This is a genomic window from Pseudovibrio axinellae, from assembly GCF_900110875.1.
Classification (GTDB): Bacteria; Pseudomonadota; Alphaproteobacteria; order Rhizobiales; family Stappiaceae; genus Pseudovibrio; species Pseudovibrio axinellae.
In genome coordinates, this window is the sequence record NZ_FOFM01000007.1 from 294,130 (window position 1) to 317,287 (window position 23,158).

General features: G+C 51.5%; 26 protein-coding genes. 7 read left to right on the plus strand and 19 right to left on the minus strand.

What is annotated here, in order from left to right; all coding sequences use genetic code 11:
• Positions 1-82: 82 nt before the first annotated feature.
• From BMZ51_RS16645 to BMZ51_RS16655, 3 genes are all read right to left on the minus strand, one after another.
• The gene (locus BMZ51_RS16645) at positions 83-556 is read right to left on the minus strand and encodes a DUF1203 domain-containing protein (protein ID WP_068003464.1); all 474 of its coding nucleotides are present in this window, start codon (positions 554-556) and stop codon (positions 83-85) included.
• A 140-nt stretch (positions 557-696) separates the two neighbouring features.
• On the minus strand, positions 697-1,458 hold the full coding sequence (locus BMZ51_RS16650) for a tellurite resistance TerB family protein (protein WP_068003461.1): 762 nt from the start codon (positions 1,456-1,458) through the stop codon (positions 697-699).
• 123 nt (positions 1,459-1,581) lie between these two features.
• Positions 1,582-2,049 (minus strand): Lrp/AsnC family transcriptional regulator, encoded by a 468-nt coding sequence (locus BMZ51_RS16655; protein WP_068003458.1) that lies wholly within the window; start codon positions 2,047-2,049, stop codon positions 1,582-1,584.
• A gap of 135 nt (positions 2,050-2,184) precedes the next feature.
• Between BMZ51_RS16655 and hppD the strand changes: the two genes are divergently transcribed.
• From hppD to BMZ51_RS16670, 3 genes are all read left to right on the plus strand, one after another.
• Positions 2,185-3,297: a 4-hydroxyphenylpyruvate dioxygenase gene (gene hppD / locus BMZ51_RS16660; RefSeq protein ID WP_068003455.1), complete on the plus strand. Its 1,113-nt coding sequence runs from the start codon at positions 2,185-2,187 to the stop codon at positions 3,295-3,297.
• A 251-nt stretch (positions 3,298-3,548) separates the two neighbouring features.
• On the plus strand, positions 3,549-4,106 hold the full coding sequence (locus BMZ51_RS16665; RefSeq protein ID WP_068003452.1) for a GNAT family N-acetyltransferase: 558 nt from the start codon (positions 3,549-3,551) through the stop codon (positions 4,104-4,106).
• Positions 4,107-4,351: 245 nt separating this feature from the next.
• Positions 4,352-4,786: a hypothetical protein gene (locus BMZ51_RS16670; RefSeq protein WP_420848467.1), complete on the plus strand. Its 435-nt coding sequence runs from the start codon at positions 4,352-4,354 to the stop codon at positions 4,784-4,786.
• Between the two features lie 141 nt (positions 4,787-4,927).
• Here the strand turns inward: BMZ51_RS16670 and BMZ51_RS16675 are convergent, their stop codons facing one another.
• The 4 genes from BMZ51_RS16675 to BMZ51_RS16690 all read right to left on the minus strand — a co-directional run bounded on the left by BMZ51_RS16675 (position 4,928) and on the right by BMZ51_RS16690 (position 7,459).
• Positions 4,928-5,431 (minus strand): P-loop NTPase family protein, encoded by a 504-nt coding sequence (locus BMZ51_RS16675; RefSeq protein ID WP_068003446.1) that lies wholly within the window; start codon positions 5,429-5,431, stop codon positions 4,928-4,930.
• Between the two features lie 84 nt (positions 5,432-5,515).
• On the minus strand, positions 5,516-5,722 hold the full coding sequence (locus tag BMZ51_RS16680; protein WP_068003443.1) for a hypothetical protein: 207 nt from the start codon (positions 5,720-5,722) through the stop codon (positions 5,516-5,518).
• Positions 5,723-5,724: 2 nt separating this feature from the next.
• The gene (locus tag BMZ51_RS16685; RefSeq protein ID WP_068003439.1) at positions 5,725-6,102 is read right to left on the minus strand and encodes a hypothetical protein; all 378 of its coding nucleotides are present in this window, start codon (positions 6,100-6,102) and stop codon (positions 5,725-5,727) included.
• Positions 6,103-6,190: 88 nt separating this feature from the next.
• On the minus strand, positions 6,191-7,459 hold the full coding sequence (locus BMZ51_RS16690) for an ArsB/NhaD family transporter (RefSeq protein ID WP_068003435.1): 1,269 nt from the start codon (positions 7,457-7,459) through the stop codon (positions 6,191-6,193).
• Between the two features lie 129 nt (positions 7,460-7,588).
• Between BMZ51_RS16690 and BMZ51_RS16695 the strand changes: the two genes are divergently transcribed.
• Both BMZ51_RS16695 and BMZ51_RS16700 read left to right on the plus strand, forming a co-directional pair.
• Positions 7,589-8,827, plus strand: coding sequence for an MFS transporter (locus BMZ51_RS16695; protein ID WP_068003432.1), 1,239 nt, complete (start codon positions 7,589-7,591; stop codon positions 8,825-8,827).
• 145 nt (positions 8,828-8,972) lie between these two features.
• Positions 8,973-10,181, plus strand: a complete 1,209-nt coding sequence (locus BMZ51_RS16700) for an ROK family protein (RefSeq protein WP_068003429.1) — start codon at positions 8,973-8,975, stop codon at positions 10,179-10,181.
• Between the two features lie 49 nt (positions 10,182-10,230).
• Here BMZ51_RS16700 and BMZ51_RS16705 read toward each other — a convergent pair whose 3' ends face one another.
• Entirely contained in the window at positions 10,231-10,950 is a 720-nt protein-coding gene (locus BMZ51_RS16705) for a helix-turn-helix transcriptional regulator (protein WP_068003426.1), read from the minus strand.
• Between the two features lie 87 nt (positions 10,951-11,037).
• Between BMZ51_RS16705 and BMZ51_RS16710 the strand changes: the two genes are divergently transcribed.
• Entirely contained in the window at positions 11,038-11,973 is a 936-nt protein-coding gene (locus tag BMZ51_RS16710) for an alpha/beta fold hydrolase (protein WP_068003423.1), read from the plus strand.
• A 43-nt stretch (positions 11,974-12,016) separates the two neighbouring features.
• Here the strand turns inward: BMZ51_RS16710 and BMZ51_RS16715 are convergent, their stop codons facing one another.
• From BMZ51_RS16715 to BMZ51_RS16735, 5 genes are read right to left on the minus strand one after another with little or no spacing between them, the layout of a single operon-like run.
• Positions 12,017-13,150, minus strand: a complete 1,134-nt coding sequence (locus tag BMZ51_RS16715; protein ID WP_068003420.1) for a thiolase family protein — start codon at positions 13,148-13,150, stop codon at positions 12,017-12,019.
• On the minus strand, positions 13,147-14,577 hold the full coding sequence (locus tag BMZ51_RS16720; RefSeq protein ID WP_068003416.1) for an AMP-binding protein: 1,431 nt from the start codon (positions 14,575-14,577) through the stop codon (positions 13,147-13,149). Before BMZ51_RS16720 ends, BMZ51_RS16715 begins: the two co-directional genes overlap by 4 nt.
• Entirely contained in the window at positions 14,574-15,134 is a 561-nt protein-coding gene (locus BMZ51_RS16725) for a biotin transporter BioY (RefSeq protein ID WP_068004171.1), read from the minus strand. Before BMZ51_RS16725 ends, BMZ51_RS16720 begins: the two co-directional genes overlap by 4 nt.
• Positions 15,135-15,152: 18 nt before the next feature.
• Positions 15,153-15,761 (minus strand): energy-coupling factor transporter transmembrane component T family protein, encoded by a 609-nt coding sequence (locus BMZ51_RS16730; RefSeq protein WP_068003413.1) that lies wholly within the window; start codon positions 15,759-15,761, stop codon positions 15,153-15,155.
• On the minus strand, positions 15,758-16,489 hold the full coding sequence (locus BMZ51_RS16735) for an energy-coupling factor ABC transporter ATP-binding protein (RefSeq protein WP_068003410.1): 732 nt from the start codon (positions 16,487-16,489) through the stop codon (positions 15,758-15,760). Before BMZ51_RS16735 ends, BMZ51_RS16730 begins: the two co-directional genes overlap by 4 nt.
• Positions 16,490-17,376: 887 nt before the next feature.
• Here BMZ51_RS16735 and BMZ51_RS16740 point away from each other — a divergent pair.
• Positions 17,377-17,832, plus strand: a complete 456-nt coding sequence (locus tag BMZ51_RS16740) for a riboflavin biosynthesis intermediates N-glycosidase (RefSeq protein ID WP_068003408.1) — start codon at positions 17,377-17,379, stop codon at positions 17,830-17,832.
• 35 nt (positions 17,833-17,867) lie between these two features.
• Here the strand turns inward: BMZ51_RS16740 and BMZ51_RS16745 are convergent, their stop codons facing one another.
• The 6 genes from BMZ51_RS16745 to BMZ51_RS16770 all read right to left on the minus strand — a co-directional run bounded on the left by BMZ51_RS16745 (position 17,868) and on the right by BMZ51_RS16770 (position 22,964).
• Positions 17,868-18,701, minus strand: a complete 834-nt coding sequence (locus BMZ51_RS16745) for a nucleoside hydrolase (protein ID WP_139201408.1) — start codon at positions 18,699-18,701, stop codon at positions 17,868-17,870.
• Between the two features lie 61 nt (positions 18,702-18,762).
• Positions 18,763-19,290 (minus strand): hypothetical protein, encoded by a 528-nt coding sequence (locus tag BMZ51_RS16750; RefSeq protein WP_068003401.1) that lies wholly within the window; start codon positions 19,288-19,290, stop codon positions 18,763-18,765.
• Between the two features lie 127 nt (positions 19,291-19,417).
• Positions 19,418-20,305: an alpha/beta hydrolase family protein gene (locus BMZ51_RS16755; protein ID WP_068003398.1), complete on the minus strand. Its 888-nt coding sequence runs from the start codon at positions 20,303-20,305 to the stop codon at positions 19,418-19,420.
• Positions 20,306-20,346: 41 nt separating this feature from the next.
• Positions 20,347-20,919 carry a TetR/AcrR family transcriptional regulator gene (locus tag BMZ51_RS16760; protein ID WP_068003395.1) on the minus strand — a complete coding sequence of 191 codons (573 nt, stop codon included), beginning with the start codon at positions 20,917-20,919 and terminating at the stop codon, positions 20,347-20,349.
• 202 nt (positions 20,920-21,121) lie between these two features.
• Positions 21,122-21,496 (minus strand): MmcQ/YjbR family DNA-binding protein, encoded by a 375-nt coding sequence (locus tag BMZ51_RS16765; protein WP_068004170.1) that lies wholly within the window; start codon positions 21,494-21,496, stop codon positions 21,122-21,124.
• A 94-nt stretch (positions 21,497-21,590) separates the two neighbouring features.
• A complete protein-coding gene (locus BMZ51_RS16770) occupies positions 21,591-22,964 on the minus strand; it encodes a S41 family peptidase (protein ID WP_068003392.1) in 1,374 nt (457 codons plus the stop codon).
• Positions 22,965-23,158: the final 194 nt, after the last annotated feature.

Below are 23,158 nucleotides of genomic sequence, written 5' to 3' on the forward strand. Positions count from 1 at the left end.
TCCCAAGCCCAAACCCTCTTTGTCACCTAGGATAGAAACTGATCTGACCAAATGCACTAATAAATTATGTCTAGATCACCAGTTACGCATCACGGCGATGCGCAACAGCGGCAAAGCATCCCCTGCGGGCATAGTGCATCTGGATATAGGAGACCTCAGGGTTTTCAAAGAACTGCTCAAGCATCGGCTTGATATCATCACTCTGCGCAATATCGGCTTCAATCATCATGTGATTTGCATCGAAGCCACGCAACGATAGCAATCGCAACGACAAAGAAACCGGCACGTCATTGTCATAGGGTGCAGCTTGTGTAGCGTTCTCGCGCACAAACACAGCATGAGAGGCTTTATACGGCGTTTCATTGGGCTGATACACGTAGTTCACAAGAAACACCCGTTCGCCAATTTCCGCATCAGCCAATGTTACCCGGCACGGAAAGCCGGGCTTCGCGTCAGCTGTATAAGCGACCACATTACGGGCAGAAAGCTCGCCCTCACTCAGTCCGTTCAGGTATTCAAACTCTTTTGATTTCAATCCACTAATAACAAAAGCCATAGATTTCTCCTCATGTTTGGAGCAACCTATGGCCTAATGAAAACCTGAACCACCCGATTTGCGAGTACGACAGAAACCAATGCCCGAAAAAGCCCAGCGACCTTGAAACAAACGACGCACAAAACGCGGACAGGCCTAGGTTAAGCTTGCGATTGCATCTCGGCAATTGCCTTTTCCAGCTCAGCAACCAAACCGCTGTCCAGTTCCAACCGTGCCGCCAGCATCATCAAATAGGCCTTTTCAGCAGGAAGGTCAGGGTCAATTGCCAAACGAGAGGCGGTGTAGATTTCCGCTGCGGTTTCCGGGCAAGTTGCAAACGCCACAACACGGTCAATATCAAGCGGTGCCCGCATTTCATCCAGCACGAAAGCCTTCTCTTCAGCACCAAGGCCAAGCTCATCCAGCTTTTCAAAGATCCGCTGCATTTCATCCTGATCCACATTGCCATCAGCTTTTGCTGCCTGAATCATTGCGGTGATCAAAGACATGGCAAATTCTTTGCCGTTAGAGGACCCCGCATCAGGGTCAAACGCGGTTCCGGTTGGGTCTGGTAAAGCAAGCGGTTCTGGCACAGGCACAACAGTTGCTGGGGCAGGCTGAGCAGCCCCTTGAGTGTCAACAGCACCGCCGCCGTTGTTCTTGCCGTCTTGCCATGTCTGGAAAGCTTTGTAGGCAAGGCCGCCAACCAGCGCCATACCGCCGTATTTCACGGCCTTTTTGCCCATCTTCCTGCCCTTCTTGCTGCCAAGAAGGTAGCCGGCCAAACCTCCGGCAACAGCACCACCAGCAAGACCACCAGCATTGTTTTTGATGTACGACTGCCCTTTGTCCAAGGCACCACGGGCCTGATTGCCACCGTTGGAACCTAAGAACTGATCAAGAAGTGCCTTGCTGTCGAACATCTGTAATCCTATCCCGTTGCTTTTGGGCGTCATGCGCCAAATCTCTATGGAGATGGGAAGCAATGGATTTCACTTCAAGATGCACTTTCCTGCAAAAGTGCCACCTGACAAAATTGTAATAAACTAGCCAGTCAGTGGCAGGTGGTTATCATCGCGCAAAGTATCCATCGCGATGGAGCTGCGCACATTCTGCACCGCTTCATGGGGCAACAGGTCGTTATTGATAACATCACTCAGCGCCTTCAAATCACGCACTCTGATCTTGAGCATGTAATCCATGTCGCCTGTCATTGCGTAGGCTTCTTGTACATTTGGGATAGTTCGCACCAAATCGCGAAACAGCTTGGCATTTTCCTTATTGTGCGTTGCCAGCGCCACGCCAACAAAGGCAATCACATCCAGCCCAAGGTATTCAGGGGAAAGGTCAGCCTTGTATCGCCGGATCACCCGCTCCTGCTCCAGCCGCGTTCGCCGCCGCGAAACCTGCGAGGCAGACAGGTGAATCACATCCCCAAGTTCCTGGTTGGTCTGGCTGGCATCTTCTTGCAACGCTGCAAGTAATTTTAAATCAAATTGGTCAAGTTCGATCATACATCGCACCAAATCATCATATGACGCACATTTCATGCATATACTGCGTGATTTCACGTAAGAATGCAAACCTGTCGCGCCAGAGATATTTCAGAATAGCTCTAAACTGAAATCGCCTTGTTTGAGGAGGAACAAATGGGCCCATTTCCGCACGACGCAGCACCAGCTGAAATCACAAAAGAAAACCCGGCTGGAACAGATGGCTTTGAATTTGTCGAGTTTGCGCATCCAGACCCGGAAAAGCTGGAGGTCCTCTTCCGCCGTATGGGTTTTGCGCCAGTCGCAAAGCACAAGAGCAAGAACATCACGGTTTATCGTCAAGGTGATGTGAACTACATCCTCAATGCAGAGCCAAACAGCTTCGCCTCCCGCTTCATTGACGAACACGGCCCATGTGCACCATCCATGGCATGGCGTGTTGTGGATGCACAAAAGACCTTTGAGCATGCGGTGAAACGCGGCGCGGAAGCCTACACAGGCGCCGATAAAACCCTCGACGCCCCTGCCATCATGGGCATAGGCGGCTCCCTGCTTTATTTCGTCGATAAGTACGGTGACAAAGGCTCCGCATACTCACAAGAGTTTGACTGGCTGGGCGAAGCGGATGTACAGCCTGCAGGCAAGAGCTTCTATTACCTCGATCACCTGACCCACAACGTCTATCGCGGCAACATGGACAAGTGGTGGGCGTTTTACCGCGAGCTGTTCAACTTCAAGCAAATCCACTTCTTCGATATTGATGGTCGCATCACAGGCCTCGTCAGCCGCGCGATTACCTCACCCTGTGGCAAGATCCGCATTCCGCTCAACGAGTCCAAGGACGACACCAGCCAGATCGAAGAGTACTTGCGCAAGTACAAGGGCGAAGGCATCCAGCACATCGCTGTCGGCACTGATGACATCTATGAGGCCACCGACAAGCTGGCAGAAGATGGCCTCAAGTTCATGCCCGGCCCACCACAGACTTATTATGACCGCAGCGCCGAGCGCGTGCATGGCCACACGGAACCACTCGACCGCATGGCCAAACACGGCATCCTCATAGATGGTGAAGGTGTTGTCGGCGGCGGCATGACCAAGATCCTGCTACAGATCTTCTCCAAAACCGTGATCGGCCCAATCTTCTTCGAATTCATCCAGCGCAAAGGCGACGAAGGCTTCGGCGAAGGCAACTTCCGCGCCCTCTTCGAAAGCATAGAAGAAGACCAGATCCAACGCGGTGTCATCAAACAAAACGCCGCCGAATAACCACGAAGAACGACAGCCGAAAAGACTGAAAGCGCAGGGGGACGCTTTCGGTCTTTTTGTGTTTTGAATAAGTACCAATAAGTAGATCGCACCCGATCACGATCGATGCAGCATAGCCTTCACTCGCTGCTCTTCATGAGTGAAACGCATAAACGCTGCGCTGCGATACCTGTTTTAAGTATTAAAACAATACGCGATGCTCTGATAAATTATGCAGACTATAAATCAGCAAACAGATTGGCTTGAACGAAATGAGACCACCAACTTTAAAGACAGATCGTTTTGTTATTAGAGCCTTTGAGAGAGAAGACTTACTCTCATTCGCAAAATATCGTGCGCACGAAGACATTGCTAGATACCAAAGCTGGGTGGACTTTTCACTTCAAGATGCCATCGATTTTTTTAACAGCATGGATTATTCGAACTTTGGCGCAGAAGGAAACTGGTATCAGTTAGCAATTGCATCAGCTATCGACGGTGAATTGCTAGGTGATATAGCTGTACATTTCATAGATAAAGACCAAATAGAAATTGGGTTCACGATTTCACCTTTACATCAAGGTCAAGATATCGCGACGGATGCAATCTCAATATTCCTAGGGTATGCATTTTCTGATCTCAAAAAACACCGCACAATTGCTATCACAGACACCAGAAATCAGGCATCAGTTCGGCTTCTTGAAAAGCTGGGTTTTCGCCGGGAGGGCCACTTTATTGAGAACATATTCTTTAAAGGAGAGTGGGGCGACGAGTACCTCTACGCTTTGTTGCGGAATGAAAATAAGCTCAGAACTCAAAAATGTGCCTAGGTAAGCCCAGATGGGCGACTGAGTCAGCACGGACAATCCGTTGCACAAGGTTGCCGCCAACACCTCAGAATTCGCTGTTCAACAAGTACAAACTACGGCTTGAATGCCCCCGCCCAATTAAACTATACTCCAATACTCATATTTTAATTTCCGAGGAGCAACGAGCCATCGGAAGTGCTGGAGAGGTGCCACACATGCGTACTGGGGCAAACGACATTTATCTGGAACGCCAGCCAGAGCGACTGGTGCTGGAAGGATACCGCCGCTGGTCCGCCGGGTTTGAAACGGGCTCAATAGCGCCCTGGGAGATGGCCTGGGACCTCTATGACGAAGCATTGGGTCATCACAACGCCGGACTCGCAATTGCCAGCCTCTCTCAATATGTGCGGACCTTAAACCGCTGCGCAACCTGCCCGCTCAGAAGCTTCCCCTATGAATCCCAGAGACTTTGTGTGGAAGAATGCCTGACCATGGGCCTAATCGCCGGACTGCAAAACGATACTGATACAGCTGCACTCTGTTTAAGCCAAATAGTCTGTCCGCAACGATGTCAGGAAGTCGAATACGCTGCCCTGAACTTCGCACAAACGCTAAAATGCATGGGACAAGTCATGCTCCCCGTTCCAGAAAACGTACTGGAAGACATCCAACAAAAAGCAACACACAAGAATTTCCATTAAGGTAGCAGAATGATCTCTCCTATAGCACCTCACCCCATCCCCAACGCTGTCAGGCCCACGCTCCACTAATAACTCACCGCCACACAGAATACGGTAATCGGCAGCATCCAAAAGTAGAGCTATCAAGGATTGCTGTACACCCTAACCAACCAGCCTCCAAAGCCGCTCCAGCTCTTTAGGATGCTCAAACCGCAGTATCTGCCCATCAAACTGAGCTAGTTTATCAAGGTCGCGTGATCGCCTCGCTCTTTTGTAATTGAGCACAAACCAAAGAAACTTCCAGTCAAAGCGCTCTTCGCAGCCGTCAACGAATTCACCTTCACGCTTCTTCGTAAAGCCCATCAACATCCGTCGCAGCGCTCGAAAGAAGCAAATATGTGTCGGGAAATCAAGAAGGATCACAGTATCGGCACGTGCCACCCGATATTCCAGCGTCCCCCCATAATTTCCGTCAATGATCCAGCAAGGATCAGCCGCTAATTCCTTCACCTTCTCTGCCCAAACACTCTTGTCAGTCGGCACCCATCCCGCCTGCCAATAATGAAAATCCAGATGAACAAGCGGCAGTCCGGTAGCAGCAGCCAGCTCCCTCGCCAGCGTAGACTTCCCCAACCCCGGACATCCAACAACCATCACCCGCTGCATTTTCTCTCCAGGCCTCCACCTGTTTTACGATAAATACAAAACAGCTATAAGAGCAAACAACAGAGCAGTACGTTGGGCACTTTTCTAGTTCAGTGCAGCTGCCTCGATCGTGTCATATTGAACGCCGCTAAAGGTCTCACGATCGTCCGATAGCACCATCGTTCTTAGTATGATCCCTAATTTTGGCGAGTAAGACTGCTCTAGCGTAATTGGGGGCCTTCCTTCCAGCTCCAAGCGCTCCTCAACACGCCACGTATCATAAACGCATTCACCGATTTTTACCTTCGCCATGTTCAGAAAAGAAAGCTTAACTGCCCCTCGATAAATTTCTTTTTCCTCGGACTTAAGGACGACCTTAGAGGTCCAGGTTCCAGATTCCTTAGATCATCCAACTGAGAAACCTGCTCAGAGTACTCAGTGGAATATGTCCGTTGAGAACTAATCCGTTGCCCGATTGCAAGCGCATGTGGGAAAATAGAAATCACTTTATCCTGAGTAGGCTCAAATATATCCTCACGTTCTTCAATCACGCCATCCTTAGTGCTCTTTAAGACAGCAACAAATAAAGGGCTTGTTCTTGTAAGTTTCAGTCCACCCTCAAGCATTTTCTGCGGACAAGCCCAAGCAAAATTCATTCCAAACAAGAAAAATAAAATTGTCCATCTAAGCATTACAACCTCATCAACAAATAAAAATAATTATCCATGTCACAAACACATGAAGCCAGAATAGGCTATTCAACCAAGGCTGCAAACCACCTCACCCCACACCCAACGCCATCAACCCCACAATCCAAACATAACTCACGACCACACAAAACACCGTAATCGGCAGCATCCACCAGCAGAATTGCCAGAAGGTGAAGGAGACGGCGCCGAACTTTTCGGCTTGCTGCACGACGATGACGTTACTTGCTGCGGAGATGATAAACAGGTTGCCAGCCACGGTGGAGATGGTGGAAAGCATCATGAAGGTGCCAGTGCTGCCGCCATCCAGCAGCTTCAGGTAAAGTTCCACCACAGGCACGTTGGAAAACAGCTGGCTGGCCCAAAAACTCACCACTGCGGTGATCGTCAAATCATCCAGCTCCCCCTGCAACGAACCAAGCAGATATTGCAGGGAGCCGGAGGCGTAAAGCGCTCCAGTCACCACAAACATGGCCACAAAGAAGACCAGCGTTGCCCAGTCTACCTCCTTCAGTACACGCAAACGTTCATCCCCCGCTAGGTAAATAGGCAAACAAGACACCAGCCCGACCCAGCCAAAGGGCAGCTCTCCCAAATCAAAATAAGTCCGTCCTAAACTGTCGCCAACAATGATACCAACCAGCAACGCGACACTAACCAGCGCAGGCCACTGCCGCCGGCTGACCTCAACAGCCTCAGCTTGGGTCTCAACCCCATCAGATACCATCATGCTGTCATCAGTGGCATTCTTCTGCACCAACCGGTGAAACCGAAAGAACACAGCCACAAGGCAAATCACACCGGGAACAAGCGCCCAAATCATGAAGGTTGCCAGCATATTTGGAAAGTTAGCTGCATTCACCACGAGTATATTCTGCGGGTTTCCGACCGGAGAAATCATAGAGCCAACCGTCACAGCAGCACACAGCGCCACCAACACAACGGCGAGCCTCCATTGAAAGGCTTTGCTCAAGATAATCGCAATGGGCACGCCAATCACCGCGGCTGCATCATTGGTAAGCACAGCGGCGCAAATTGCAGAAGCCACCACAAACCAAAGCAGGGCTAACCCGGCATTCGCCCGCTTCAACAACATATCGGCGATTTCCTGCGAAAGACCGGTGTCATAAAGTGACGAGGCAATACTGAACACCGCAAACAAATAGAAGATCAGCTGCCAATCCACCGCATGAAACGCAGCCACCGGCGTAATCTCTCCCAGCAGCAGCAACACAATCGCCCCTGCCAACATGATGTGCCAGATCCGCACCATGGGCGGAAGCCACTGGCGCACGGCAATTCCAAGGAAAATAAGAGCGGAAATACCAAGAGAAACCGACATACCACACCGTATCTACCATGGTTTGACAACAGCTTAATTGTCGCCCCCACAATCGAGCAAAATCCTTGGCGGCTTAGAGAGAACTCTCACCTATCCTCAACCAAGGTCGCACAACATTTTAAGGTCCCCATGAAACTCAACAAGGCAATGCTAGGGACGAACTTCTTCGCTGGCGATGTCGTGGGGGGAATTGGCCCTTATCTGGCGATTTATTTGCTGACCGGCCTCCAGTGGTCTCCCGGAAGTATCGGAATTGCACTGGCCATCGGCTCGCTCACCACAGTGGCGCTGCAAACACCGGCCGGGGCTTTCATCGACACCACCACCAAGAAGCGCTTGCTGCTGGCCTCCTGCGCATTACTCATTGGCTTGGCGACCATCTCCATTTTGCTGTTCTCACAGTACCCCGTGGTGATTTATATAGCGCAGATCTTCATGGGCATCGCCGTTGCGTTTGTTGGTCCCTGCATTGCCGCCATAACGCTTGGCATTTCAGGCCCTGAGCATTTCACAGTACAAATGGGCGCCAATCAGGCTGCCAATCACACTGGTAATGTCTTCGCAGCTATCTTGGGGGCAGGTCTGGCCCTGTGGATCTCAGCAGAAGGCGTTTTCTGGCTTGTGGCAATTATGGCTATGGGAATGGCGGTCAGCATCGCAATGGTCAACGGATCAGCGATCAACCACACCGCAGCTCGCGGCGGTCTGCATCACACAGCCAACGCAGGTGATGCGCCCTCAACTATTGGGACCATTCTTGCAGATAAGCGCCTGCTGACATTGGTCCTGTGCGTGTTCATGTTTCACTTTTCCAACGCTGCAATGCTGCCGCTGGTCGGCCAAAAGTTGTCCGTCAACTCAAACGTCAACATCGGCATCGCCTTCGCTTCCGCCTGCATCATCGTCGCCCAGTTTTGGATGACGCTTATGTCGTTGTTGTGCGCTGCCAAGGCTGATTCATGGGGCCGTAAGCCACTCTTCTTGGTTGCCTTTTTCATCCTGCCAATCCGCGGCCTGCTGTTCATGTGGTTTGAGGACCCAGTCGCGCTCATCTCGGTGCAGTCTCTGGACGGTATCGCCAACGGAATTTTCGGCGTCATTATCCTGCTCATCGCTGCCGATCTGACACGCGGCACAGGCCGCTTCAATCTGGTTCAGGGGGCCTTGGCTGCTGTTGTGGGCATCGGTTCAGCATTTTCTAACTTGGTTGCTGAGGAGATTGTCCAGTTCTTCGGCTACTCACCGGCTTTTATCACCCTTGCCATTTTAGCTTTCATCGGCGCATCCATGTATCTGTTCTTCATGCCAGAAACCATGGCGGCGCAAAGTGACGAGGACGAACAAGCTCCCCCTCAACAAACGAGCTAATCCTTACGATTAGGTCACCTCAACTTTCGGGTGAAAACACCAATTAATGTGGTTCCTCCCTTTCTTTAATTGCTCGCAGTTACTTATGCTTGTCGCCACCAGATAATACAGAGCGCATACGTGCGATAAGCAGGCCAGCAATCGAATGATCGAAAAAGCCAGTAAAGAGCAGGTTCGGCGTCAAAACCGGTTCGTGGTATTGTCCACGTTACGGCGCCATACGACACTGGCTCGCGTCGAGCTTGGCCGACTCACAGGTCTGTCCCTTGCCGCTGTCACCTCCATCACTGCTGATCTTAAGGATCGCGGCCTGATCAAAGAGGTGGAAGAACAGCCCAGCCCCGACACCAACACACGAGGCCGCCCGCGTACCTATTTGCGTTTGCGGGATGATGTCGCCCACGTCATCACTGTCAAAATCACGGTTGATCGTGTGTCTCTGGCCCTGGTTGATTACACAGGCAAACAGCACGCTGAGGCAAAGTTCATGGTGGAATCCTCCGATATGGGAGGGGACGCCTTCACGGCCTTGCTGGCACGGGAAATCAAAGCCCTCAAGAAGACAGAGCCTTTGCGCGCCCGCAGCGTGATGGAAATTACGGTGGCAACGCAAGGCATCGTCGGCAAGCACAATGGTTCCATCATCTGGTCACCAACCATCGCGGAAAGACAAGTCGAGCTGACGGCCAAATTGACCAAAGCTCTTGGTATCACCTGCACACTCTACAACGACACCAATATGATTGCAGAGGCCCTGCACCGACAGGATACCGAAAAATACAGCGGTAACTTTGTGGTGGTGTATATCGACCGTGGTGTAGGCATGGGCATCTTCATCAAGAATACCCTTTACCGAGGAGAAACCGGAGCGGCAGCTGAATACGGCCACTCACCCTACACACCCGATGGAGCGGCCTGTAGATGCGGAAACAAAGGCTGCCTGGAAGCTTACATTGCCGATTATGCCCTTTACCGGGAAGCGCAAAAGCTGCCAAAGGAAACCTCCCCTTCCGCGATGTTCTATGGCCCGGAATACATCCAGAACCTGAGAAGCAGAGCCCGTGATGGCGAGGCGCAGGCACAAAAGGTCTTTACCGATGCAGGGTTTGCACTGGGCATAAGCCTCGCCCGCACAATCTCATTGCTGGACCCAAGCCGCATCGTTCTGACAGGCAAAGCAATGCAAGCCTATGACCTGTTTAAGCATGGCCTGAACAAGGGACTGGAGAGCGGATTGCTAACCCCGTTGCTGGACTCCGTTAATCTGGAGGTTTTGCCGTGGGATGAGGACTTCATCCTCCAAGGCCTGCTCATCAAAGCCCTAAAGCACCTGGACGAAGCCTTGGTGCTGTAAGCAAGTACCCAAGATGAAAAGCCACGAATGCAACGCTCTTCTTTGAGGATTAGCGAGGTAAATCGCGAATGGGGCGAATGTTATCCTCAAATGGCACATGCCGTTGCCGAAAGCTTGTATTCGGGAGGTATTTCGGCCTGCTGATCCGGTCCATTCGAAAATGACGAAAGTCCTCGCGTACAGGGTCCCACCCCACCAAATACCATAGAGGTGGCAAGATCAGCATAGCTTGGGGTTCAACAATTCGGCTCGTTACAGCCCCTTTTGCATCACGGTACTGGAAACCCAAGTGATGGCGTTGCAAAAAAGCTGTCTCAAATGCAGGCAGCAGCGCAGGCTCCATTACTCCCATGTCAGAAATGTCTACCTGCGGTGAAAGCTGCCCAACATACAAGCAATCCAGAAACCGGCGCAAATCTCGAACCTTATCCGAGGGCAAGGCCCTTTCTATTTTGGCAAGTCCAGCATCTGCAAGACCCGAAAAGGGCAAGTTTCCGGCAGCTCGCATACACGCCACGCTGATAAGAAGCGCAAAAACTTCCGCAACCGAAAGCCGCGCGGTGGTCTGAACCGACTGCGGGTCCAGCTGTAAGCCTCCGCCGCGCCCAGGTTCAGAATGAATGACAAAGCCCTCATCTCGAAGCGCACTAATGTCACGCAACACGGTACGCCGGGATGCGCCAACCTCCTGCGCCAAATCAGCAACTGTCAAAGTGCCATTGCGGCGAAGGCTGCGCACGATGGCATCATGTCGAAGGCGTGTGTTCATTCTGAAAACCTATCATTCATTAGTGACAGAATTTGGCACTATTACAAATTAGACAGGCGTTGAACATGTCTAAATGGAGATAGTTTTATGTTTGATCCCGCCGATTTTCCCAACCCCACCCTTATCGCCGTCAACGGTGTGCAGCTTGAAGTCTTTGAAGCAGGCCGCGAAAACGCAGGAAAGCCTATCGTGCTCTGTCATGGCTGGCCAGAACACGCCTATGCTTGGCGTCATCAGATACCCGCTCTTGTTGAGGCTGGCTACCATGTCATTGCACCAAACCAACGTGGTTACGGCAACTCATCCCGCCCGGTTGAAGTTACAGATTATGACATTGAGCACCTTGCGGGTGATCTCACCGCACTTCTCGATCACTATGGCTACCAAGACGCTACATTTGTCGGTCACGATTGGGGAGCATTTGTCGTTTGGGGGCTGACCTTATTGCATCCTGAGCGGGTCAAAAGACTAATAAACCTGGCCCTGCCTTACCAAGAGCGCACAGAACAGCCGTGGAGCGAGTTCTTGGAGGCGCTTCTTGGAAGCGACTATTATATGGTTCACTTCAATCGACAACCGGGTGTCGCAGACGCGATACTGGAAGAAAACTCAGCCCAGTTCCTTCGCAACTTGTTCCGCAAAAATGCGCCCCCTGAACCCGATATGGCGATGATCAATCTAGCCAAAGCGCAAGCCCCGCTCGGTGAGCCGATCATGAGCGACCGCGAACTGGCCGTTTTCGTCTCCACCTTCCAAACCACAGGGTTCACAGGCAGTATAAACTGGTACAGAAACCTTGATCGCAACTGGCATTTATTGGCGGACGTAAACCCAATCATCCAGCACCCTGCCCTCATGATTTATGGCGAGCGCGACGTGATCCCGAAGTTTGAGAGACTATCTGAGTTCGTGCCGAATGTGGACGAGATCAATCTGGACTGCGGTCATTGGATTCAACAGGAAATGCCCGTTGAAACAAACCAGACGATTTTGAAATGGCTAGACCAGCAGGATGCTACCTAGCCCATAAGTGTTTCACGGCAATGCAACTGCGAGCTGATCTGGCTTAAACGCATCGTTGAAGCACAGCGGAGGTTCCCAGCCCGCCAGCGGCTGCAATCATAGCAAGGCCCAGCGCCCCGTTGGGCTCTTGCTTCAGTTCATGAAACAACCGTACCGCCAAAATAGCGCCAGATGCGCCAATGGGATGGCCCCGCGCCAATGCCCCGCCGCCGCGATTAATAGCAAGCGGGTCAAACTCAAACGCATCCGCACAGGCGATCGCTTGAGAGGCAAACGCCTCCATGATTTCAACAGCTGCAAAGTCCTGCGCGCTTAATTTGGTTTTGGCAAGCACCTGCTGGGTTGAGGCAATTGGCGCAAGGCCGGGAAACTCAGGATCAGCCCCCTTGCGGCTACAGCCGATAATCTCCACGGCGAAATCAGCGTTGAGCCGGTCAAGCACCTCACCAGAAACCACAAGTAACGCAGCAGCCGCATCCGCCTCAACCGCAGTCGTGGCAGACGTTTGCACATACTCACCTTCGCCTGTCAGCAGCTTGGCCCGCTGCGCTAATCGGGGCGAAAGCTTACGCGCAAACCCATCCATTGCGTTAGTTTGCCCCTCAAGCAGCACAAACTCCTGAGGCCCTAAAGCCCGCAATGTCTTTTGGTGGCTCTCAATGGCCCACGCATTTTGTTGAGAGTTGGAAATCCTCAATGTGCGCGCCAGATGAGCTGCTGCCTCCAGCATATCTGGGTCACACTCCGGCCATGGTGTAAACGGCGGGCGCAGATAAAAGTCCGCCTGCCCATCTTGCCCTTTATGCGCACGCAAAGGCCGCTTCGAGTAGCTTTCCAAACCGCCGCACAGCACAACCTCCGCCTGACCAGAGCCAACACTGGCCGCAGCATTCACCAGACTATCAAGACCAGAGCAGCACTGTGTATCGAGTGTTAAAGCAGTAACACTAAGAGGCAAACCGCATTCAAGGGCAGCAACGCGAGCGGGGTTTCCTCCGCCATACAGCCCATTGCCAAGCACCACCTCGTCTACATCACTTAGGCTTAATCCTGCATCAGCCAGAACGGCAGTTGCCACAGGCGCCCAAAGCTCATGCACCCCACGATCAGCATGAACCCCGCCGCGAGGTTCAACGCTCGTTCTGCGGGCTGCAACAAGGTAAGCTGATACGCTCACGCCAACTCCTGCTCATAAAGCTGCGCCAACCGGCCAAAATCTGTCTTACCGCTAGCAGTCAAGGGCCAATCCCGTTCCACGATCACCACACGCCGAGGCGCCTTAGAAGACCCAACCTGCTTTCGCAAGTCCTTCAACAGCCCCATAACTTCCAGCTCTTGATGAGGCTTTGCTTTCACCAGCGCAACAGCAACCGTTCCGCGCACCTCATCAACACTTGGCAAAATAGCAGCGTGGGCCACATCGCGGCGAGCCTCCAGATAGCGCTCAGCTTCTTCAGGGTAGATATTCACCCCGGCACTCACCAACATCCGGTTCTCACGCCCCGCTACATAGAGGAACCCACTGGCATCCAACCAGCCATGATCACCGATCGTAACAAACGCACCATCACGCCGGAAACTATCATCAGACCCGCACGCGTAGCCGTCAAACGCATGAGAGCTGGCAACCCAAATGCAACCGGTTTCACCAACTCCAACTGGCTCTCCGACTTGGTTACGGATCTCCAGCTTAATATCGGGGATTGGCACACCAACAGAGGTAGAAGGCGCCTCATCAACCGGTCTCTTAACACTCACAAAACTGAGCTCAGACGCACCGTAAAACTCAATCACTTGCACGTTTGGCGCAACACCTGCAAGGTGAGACAGCCCCTGCCCTGTCCACTTCGCACCACTGATCAAAACACGCTGCAACTCGTCCAGTTCAACTTTGCTTTTGCCCGCAGCAACCAGATAATGAAGTTGAGTAGGTGTCACATAAACCGCGCTTGCCCCAAACGCCTCCATGTCTTTAACAAACCGGCGCGCCTGAAACTGGCTGACAGTCAGCACGGCAGCGCCCATATCCAGCGCTTGCACGGCGCCGTACAAATGAAGCGAATGGCTCATTGGCCCCGGCACAGCAACCCGGTCCCACGCGCCCAGTCCCATCACATCTTTTGAAAGCGAGAACCCCTTCAGCCAGGACGCATGGCCGCGCTGATACCCCTTTGGCTGACCAGTGGAGCCTGAGGTAAACCCAATATAAAACGGGTCCTCACCATGAGCGGTCACGGTCTCACCAGAGCGACCGGTTACCTGAGCCTCTAAAAACTCTAGGACATCCGCATCACCAAGGCGCATCACACACCCGACGCGGCGCTCAGCATCAGTTTTGCGCCTTTGCTCCCATTTACTGTCCAGCACAACAGCAATACGGCCCGTTCGAATGACACCCATAAAGGCGATCAGGAACAGATCTGCACGCTGAAAATCCAACGCAATTTTATCGCCATGCTGCCCAAACGCGTCAACGCCATACGCGACCTGAGAAACGGCTCTTGCCAGCTCTGCCCAGGTATAACGATGCTCATCACAAAGCAAAGCCAGCGCTTGAGGGCGCTGGCTCGCAAACTGATCAACATATTGACCGACATAACTCATGCACGCGAAAGAATAGCAGAAGGCAAACCACGCGCGATTGTGTGTGCCACAAGCGTCGCTAGCACCACCTTGATGAGATCACCTGGAATAAACGGCAGGCTACCAACCATAATCGCCTGATCCAGTGACATACCTGCTTTGTAGGCCAACACAGGCACACCAAGCGCATGCACCACCACGATGCCACCAATCACGCCAGAAACAACAGCGCCGAACACCACGTTCGTGTTGCGCATGGCTTTCATGATCGCACCAACAACGATTGCGCCAACCAGATAACCAGCCAGATACCCGGCACTTGCACCATAAAACACGCCGATGCCGCCACGACCGCCTGCCAACAGCGGCAAGCCCAGCGCAACAAGGAACAGGAACAGGCCAACAGCAAGGCCACCACGAACAGGGCCCAGCATCATACCAGCCAGCATCACCCCTAGAGACTGCGCCGTAATTGGAATTCCGCCAGCAAGACCCAGCTCAATTTTGGGCATCAACCCCAGAGCTGCAATCAGAGCTGCATAAAATGCAATATGAACTAAAGAGCGATCACTCGACATTTTCATCCTAACTTCGTTCTATCTGTCAAAACCATCAGCACCGCCACGAGCGATCAAAGCTTCTGCAACGTGATCTGTCATTTTAATCGCATGCAAAGCAAACGGAGCCAGCAGACGCCAGCTGTTTGAGCGAGTGGTTCTGGCTTTATAAGCTTCCTGCAAAGACGCATAGACTGCCAATAAGACCGGAACAAAACGGATCACCAGAGCTACAGCCAGTGACATGCGCCTTGAAGAAAGACCAAACACACGCAAAGGCCAGAACAGCGGTTCAACCGCGTCCATCAGGGCCTCCATATGCGTTGTTATACTAATAAAGTTGGCAAGGAGCACCATCGCTAATAGGCGCAACACAGCAATAGCGCCCTGCTCAATATCCCCCAGCACCACATGCACGATAAAGATGATTCCCATCATCCAGAGCAGTGGGCGGACGGCTTTTAGTTTTTCCAGACCCCGCTTGCCAAGGCTTGCATAAAGCACAACCACAACAGCAAGCATTAGGGCAGAAAACCAAAGGGTGTTGAACGGAATGACCAGCAAGCTCACAGCAAACAAAGACAGCAGCTTTGCTCTGGCAGGCATCCGATGCGCCCAACTGTTGCCTGCCATGTAAAGTGAGATCATGAGACCGCCGCTCCCGCAAAGTGGAAATCAGCTCCAAAAAGCTCATGCCGCTGATAGGCTGGAATCACATCACCAGGTTTACCGGAGAGCTTGACCTGCCCCTCTTCGATCCACAACACCTTGTCATAGTCATTCAAGGCATCCAGTTCATGGCTGACAAAAACAATCTGTTGCTCAAGCGCATCCAGCTTCCTGCGCAATGCTGCCCGTGTGCGCAGATCCAAGCTAGAAAAAGGCTCGTCAAGCACAAGCAGCTTAGGCTCCATAATCAGCACAGCAAGGATGCAGATCAGCTGCTTTTGACCCTCAGAAAGCTCATGAACCGGACGCTCAGCGAGCTGTTCAATTCCATGGTCTTTGAGAAGTGCAAACCCCTGATCCTTCGCCTCACGTTTGCCAACGCCGATCTGGCGCAAACCAAAGCTTAACTCTTCAAGAGCAGTCGGAAAGATGAGCTGGTGATCTGGATTTTGAAAGACAAACCCTGTCACACGCGCAAGCCTCTTAGGCCCTTCCTCAGATGAAACCCCATGCACACGTAAAGTGCCACCCGAAATTGGCAGCAAACCGTTCAGGCTCCGCACAAGTGTGGATTTACCAGAGCCATTTCGGCCAATAATTCCAATTCGTTGCTCTGAAAGAGTTGCGCTCACATCGGAGATAATTGCAGAGCCATTGCGCTCAATGGAAACATGGTCGAAGCTGATTGTTTTTAAGATGTCGCTCACGCCGTGCCGTCAGTCCGTAATAAGAGATGCACTCCTATACACAATGCATCATATCGACGCTACGGAAATCTTGAGTGCACCGCCCAAGCCTACACTAATATCTAAATTCAGAACATCCACCAGCTACCATCTTGCCCTGCCGCTGTAGAGAGCGCTGGGTAGGTTTATTATGCCTAAGCAGTCGCTTACAGATGAGAGTGTGAGTGTACCTTCGAACCAGAACGCCGACCAATGAAGAAAAGATGTAACCGGTTTCCTTTAGAACCCGAGCTTCATCCACCGATAGGCTAAGATTCAACCTTACAAATACCAACAAATATGAAGAGCAACCTTTAGACGTGTCTGGTTCCCGGCGCGGTGACCGGGATGACAGCGCAAGCCGTACAAAACCTGCCTTTACCCAGCGGAGTCACCCCCAAGCTGATCCTGGGCCCAGTCTGAGCACATCTATGGCTCCTGGCTTCCAAGTCCAGTATTGTGCTTTCCGACTGTTTTCAGAGAGGGAGTAGCGTCGATCCAGGTGTATTAATATTTCCCAGATTATATATTTAACCGCGAGAAATCTTAAGTCATTGATCAGAGGTAGAGCATTCGTTTTGTGTCTTATCTGTTTTGACCTTATTCCACCCAAGAACAAAGCTCATATCCGATCTTCAAGTACCGTATGGTTTGAGTGGGAAACCCGGCTTTTATACTACAACCAATTTAAAAGCCTTTGAACCACTAAAACAACAGTAAAGGAAGTCGATGATAAGCTTGAATACCATCAAGCGCAGAAAAAACAGAAAAAACCAGGTCGAAACCAGCCGAAATGTGATTCATGTGCTCCCTTTGCAAGTCATACACAATCACCTTTTGACCCGGCCAACTTTGTCAGGTTTACTTTTATGACCAACCCTTCAGAGAATACTATCTATTTCTACTCAATGACCGACGAGTATCCGGAGTTTTCGAACTTTGCACCGTATGGTGTCGAATTCGATGACCGTTGGTGGCCGACCGTAGAGCATTATTATCAAGCAATGAAGTTCCACGAGGATGATTATCGCGAGCGTATCAGAAACTGCGGTAAGCCGGAGGACGCTAAGGCTTATGGCAATACAAGGCAAATCCCTATGCGGTCCGATTGGGAAAAGATCAAGTATCAAACCATGTTAGATGCCGTACGCTACAAGTTTAAAACTCATGAGCATCCACGAAACATTCTCCTGTCGACCGGACAGGCGCACTTAGCTGAGAACTCACCGGTGGATGGCTATTGGGGAGTTGGACCTGATGGGAACGGTCTCAACCGATTAGGGCAAATTCTTATGAAAATTCGAGAGGAATTGCAAGATTCATGAGATCTGGGTTGGCGCAAACACGTGAGATGCTGGAGCTATCTGAACTTCACCAACAATGAGTTCAATAACTCAAAGAAACCGTTTGAGTCGGCACGTAGAGCCACCTCGGTATTGCATTCCTTGCCCGCCAGATTCCAGATGTCATGTACGGTTCGGCCAAAACTGATGCCCTGATTGGTTTCGACATCCACCCGCATTTTTCTTGTCGCAAAAAGTTCAGGCTTCAAAAGCCAAGCAACTGTACAGGGATCGTGTAGAGCCGATCCCTTGAAACCGTAGCGTTCACGATAAACCTTTTCGAAGAACACGGACATATCAGCAAACACGCGGCCCGCGTCGTTTCCGATATCACGCATTGCTTGCACCCGCTGGGGCGTTGCAATAACCTGATGGGTGACATTCAATCCGAACATGATTTTCGGGATATCTGCGTCCAGAACGATCTGTGCTGCATGTGGATCACAAAGCAAGTTGAACTCGGCGGCGGGGCTATCGTTGCCGTAATCCGTTGATCCTCCCATGAAGACAATCTGCTCAATCTTAGAGGCGACATCTGGGGCCAGACGCAGCATCAACACAGGTTCCGCTCCATAGAGTAAGTCACTCTTGTTTCTCACTCTGCCTTCGACTGCATGGATATGCAAATGCGGCTCAGAAGAGCGCCCACTGTTTCCGACATATCCCAGTATCGTATCGGTGGTCACACTATCTCCGGTCGATGCTTCGATTTCTTTGTCTAGATGGCCATATAAAACCGTCGCATCTCCGCAAAAAAGAGAAACATAGTTCCCAGCTGGTTCATCGCTTTCTTGAATTCGACCTGGCTGCGCATCAAGTTGCCCTGAAAATGTACCGAGTATTGTTCCCACACACCCTGCGTGCACTGGTTCACCGAAAGCCGGCCAAGGCCTGCCATTGACCACCACTGTCTCAGGGCTGAGCAAGCACTTCGCGCAATGAAGCCAGCCAATCTTTAACTTGTGAAGACACCTTTGCTAGGTCAAGGTTTTGATATTCGTCCCAACTCCACCCGTCTTGCGGGCAAAGCTCCTCTAGGAGAGCATGCAGCTCTTTTTGTTTTCCGTCTGGTAACGGTAAATTGGCGGCGTGCCGCAAAAGTAAAACCTGCTCCTGCAACCGCAAAAACACCCAGAACGCTTCCATCATCGGACGCAGCAGGTGTGGCTGGTTTTGCCAGCTAGAGCCGGAAAACAGCTCCTGAGTGACAGCCGGCCCTGCCCCATGACAATGGAACTGCACACACCCCATATAGCCATTGGTTGAAAGCGAGGAGTGGATACGGCATGTCCCGCAGGTTTCAAGGTTTCGGCATGGCTCGCCGGCCTCCTTGTCGAAAGGAAAAACATTCGATTTGTCAAAGGCAAGCGCAACGCAGCAAAGTGCAGCACAGTTCTCACAATCAGCCTTTAGGCGCTCATCAAGGTCGTTCAAGTCCATAGCGCCTTAGTGGCACAAAACAAGAGAGAACGAAAGCAATCTGAAGTAACGGCTGCGCCAAAACGATCTCCGCGTGCAGCCACCTTAAGAAGCAATCCTCCAGATGGCTGCACATCAATGTCAAACCCTAAGCGCCTTGAGGCTGCTCTGCCCCCTCATCACTGACCAGCCATTGCCACCATTCATCCCACAGCGCCTCACGCCCTGCTCTGAAGGCACCTTCGTGACCAATCGCCCTCACCCCGATATCAGAGGCTTTGCGCCAAACAATCTCTTGTGGCGCATTCGGGTAGAAACCCAAAATACACTCCGCAGCTTTTTGGGTCGCGATAGAGTCATCAGGAAACAGCCAGGATCGGATAGGCGCTTTGACCTGATCAAACCTGTGCGGGCGTAAGCCGGTCTCCAGATCGCCCTTGAAATACCCTGGCTTTTGAGACCAACGCCTCCAGGTGCGGAACATTTTCGGCGGTAAGGGAGCACCACGCCAACCACCGGCGGACTTGATATAGCCCCAGCGCAGCAGGGCAAACGTTCCGTAAATCCACCAGAAGTAAAGCTCTAGCGGCGCAGTCTTAAGGTGATGATGACCAAAATAGCCCGCTCCTACATTTACGAATGCATGTTTTTTGATGCGCGCTTGATTTGGCATCAAGCCAATCAAATGACCGCCCACACTATGCGCAATATGAGTGATCGGCAGCCCCGCAGCCTCTTTTTCCAACGCATCCACAGCAGCAGCCTGATCCAGTCGCGCCCAGTCTGGCAGATCAACCTTTGAGCCTGCCAAATCCTTTTCTGCAGATTCCCCAATACCGCGATAATCATAGGTAAGGACCACTGCTCCAAGGTTCGCAAGGTGAGTAGCAAGCGGTTGGTAATAGCCTCGCGGAAACCCCGTTCCGCTAGAAATCATAATCGCAATCCGTGGATTCTCGCCACGAAACACATCACCACACAAGCTGCGGCCATCACTGCCTTGAAACGTAATTGTCTCTTGCTGAACTGAACTCATTTATCCCCCCCGGGCTCGACAGTTAAAAATCTGATTGGAATTTATTTGTCCTGTAGATGCACGTTATCTTCGCCAATCTTCAATAAATTGAGCAACATATGGCGCTCCGCCCTGCCCTTGATGCCCGCAGAAACACGCAGAAGCTTTAGTCCAAGGTGGGCTGCATAAATCAGTTGTGCCCGCGTTTGCTTATCGGGCCCCTCATACTCCAACGCATCAAACACATATTTGATACGATGAGCATCAATCTGAGCCATAGTTTCCGCCGCCAGTTCGTCATGGCGTGCCCATTCGCGTATGGTGGTTTCAATCTTTAAGCTTGCCAGATCACCAGTGGCCGTCGTCGCTTTTTGCGTCAGCGCCACAAGCCGGTCTCCCCCTGTTCCCACTTCTTGTACAGAAGCAATAACGTCCTCTGTCGCCAACACCCGCCATCGCTCAAGCAAAGCTTTTTTGAAGTGAGAAAGGTCCTTAAAGTGCCAGTAAAAAGACCCCTTGGTGGTTTGTAGGTCCCGCGCAATGGGTTCCACTTTCAATCCCGCTGGTCCGGATTTGGCAAGAGCCTCAAACCCGGCAATAAACCAGTCCTCTGGGGCCAGTCGCTTTTTCGTCATGTGCTGATTCCATACGCTTGCGTATGGAAAACTAACCATGGATTAAAGCAGTGCGCAACCCACCTGAACAAACAGGGAGACGCAACAAAACAACCGCCCTGCGAACAGGACGGCTAAAACATCATAAAAACAGATAGTTGGAATATTTTTAGCTGGTACAGGTCGTCACGACATGCACCAAATAGCTTAATTACAAAACCGCTCAGGCGCCCACAAAGCCTATTTCCTTTTGCAACTTCCGGGTCAATTTACCTGCAATAATTGAGTGGGCAACGCGAATATAGTCCAAAATATCTGCATCACTCATGGCACCCAAGTCATCCACCTGCACCCACTTGGCGCGGGCAAGATACGGGGCCGGTATTATCCCATCCTGCTCAATCAAGATCCGATAGGACAAATCAGAGCACTTGAAGCTGATCTTGATGCCCGGCCTGTCTTTGTCTTCCCCGCCCCAGTTTGAGCAAATCGCGAAGATCTTCCCGCCAACCTTCCACACAGAGGCGTTCCCCCATTGGATCACATTGCTCGTTCCAACAAGAGAGCTGCAATAGCTATCAAATTCATCACGGGTCACGACACCACCCCCAAGGTTACAGTTGCGCGCCCATACTAAGCACAACATAACCTGTTAGAAACCGGCAATCTCTTCAACTTCAAACCAATGCACCTTAGTGTTTGCTCATACCAGCTTCCGAGACGCCAATTGGCCCCGCAATTTTGGTCTCACGGGCAAACAACTCTTCAGCAAAGGCCAAAACAGGGTCATGTCCTGTCTTGATATCTTCTGCAGTCATGGCAACCGGATAATCGGGTTGAACACCACCCCCTTCAAACGGAGCACCATCAGGGAAGCAGACCCGTTTGGTGGATACCTGGACAGTCATGTCAGGCAGGATCTCGTCAAAATAGGGCTGACCAGTCGATCCAGCTGAGGTCTCACCAACAATTGTCGCACGCCCAGTATATTTTAGTCTCATCAAAAGGTCTTCGGTGGCAGAACAGCTTCCAACATCACACAGCACAACCAGTTTCCCGCCAAAAGGGGTCGCGCTAGGCTCCACAGGCTCACCATCGCTGATGTCCATCATTATCGCACTCTGCATATTTGGCCGCGTATTCAGAGCATTCAGCTCTCCGCTCAAAAACAAAGGAACATTGATATTTGCCAGTTCCAACGCGTTAAATTGGCGTGTACGCAACTTCAGCGGGGGGATAGGCTTCACGCAGAGGTTTTGAAGCAGTTTCATTGGGGTCGACCCACCGCCATTTCCGCGCACATCCACAATCAGAGTGTCACGATCCTTGATCTGGTCGATATAGGCAACAGCGCGGTCTTCAAACTCGGGGCGATCAAAACTGCCTATGGCAAGGTAGGGGTGTTTTCCCGACAAATCAAAACGAACCGCTTTTTGCCCTGCCAGTGGGTTCTCATTGTTCGCCTCCCGGTCAGCTGCCACGCTCTTGCCGCAGGAAAGCGTCAGTTTGAGCTTTGATGGCAGGAGGAAATTCCTTCCGAGCAATAAAAAATAGTCGGCGGCCTCAGTTCTAGATGCGCTGATGTACTTTGCGTAGCCTGCGAAAAACTCGCAAGCTGGCACATCATTAACTTCCTCAATAATATCTCCAGCAGAAAGACCAGTATGGGTTGAGAAGCAAACGACCCATTTCTTTTCGTCAAGCGCACCTTGAGATACAGGCATGGGACGAGCCCAAAACCCATAGGTAGACCATTTTTCTATGGTGGAGTCGTAGAAACTGGTATGGCCGTTTTTCAGGTGCGCCATATATTGCCGCGTTGCCAGAAAAAAATCATAGCGGCTCTGCACCTGTTTTAAAGATTGCAGATACTCCAAATAAAGCTCCGCATGGCAAAGATCGGGCACGCCCTCCCAATGAGCAAAACAGCTTTCCACCGCGGAAAATATCCGACTGGCAGCATAGTATTTCAGCGCTTCAGGAAGCGCGACTGACGGGTCCTCAATTTCTTTTAGGGCTGTTTGAAACCGGGTCTCAACAACAGGGACGTCATCCTTCTGTTCCATACCGACACCTTGAAAATAACTGATAAAAAACACTCGTAAGCATGCATGTATAAGAGCAAATAGACTTCACTTTGCAAACACTAAACACCGCCCCAATCTGCCCCTCCTTCACCCTACCATTAAGACGCTCATTGCATTCGCCTTGCATGCGAACACTCATCCACCGGTCGATCTCTCTAAGCCCGTGATGACGA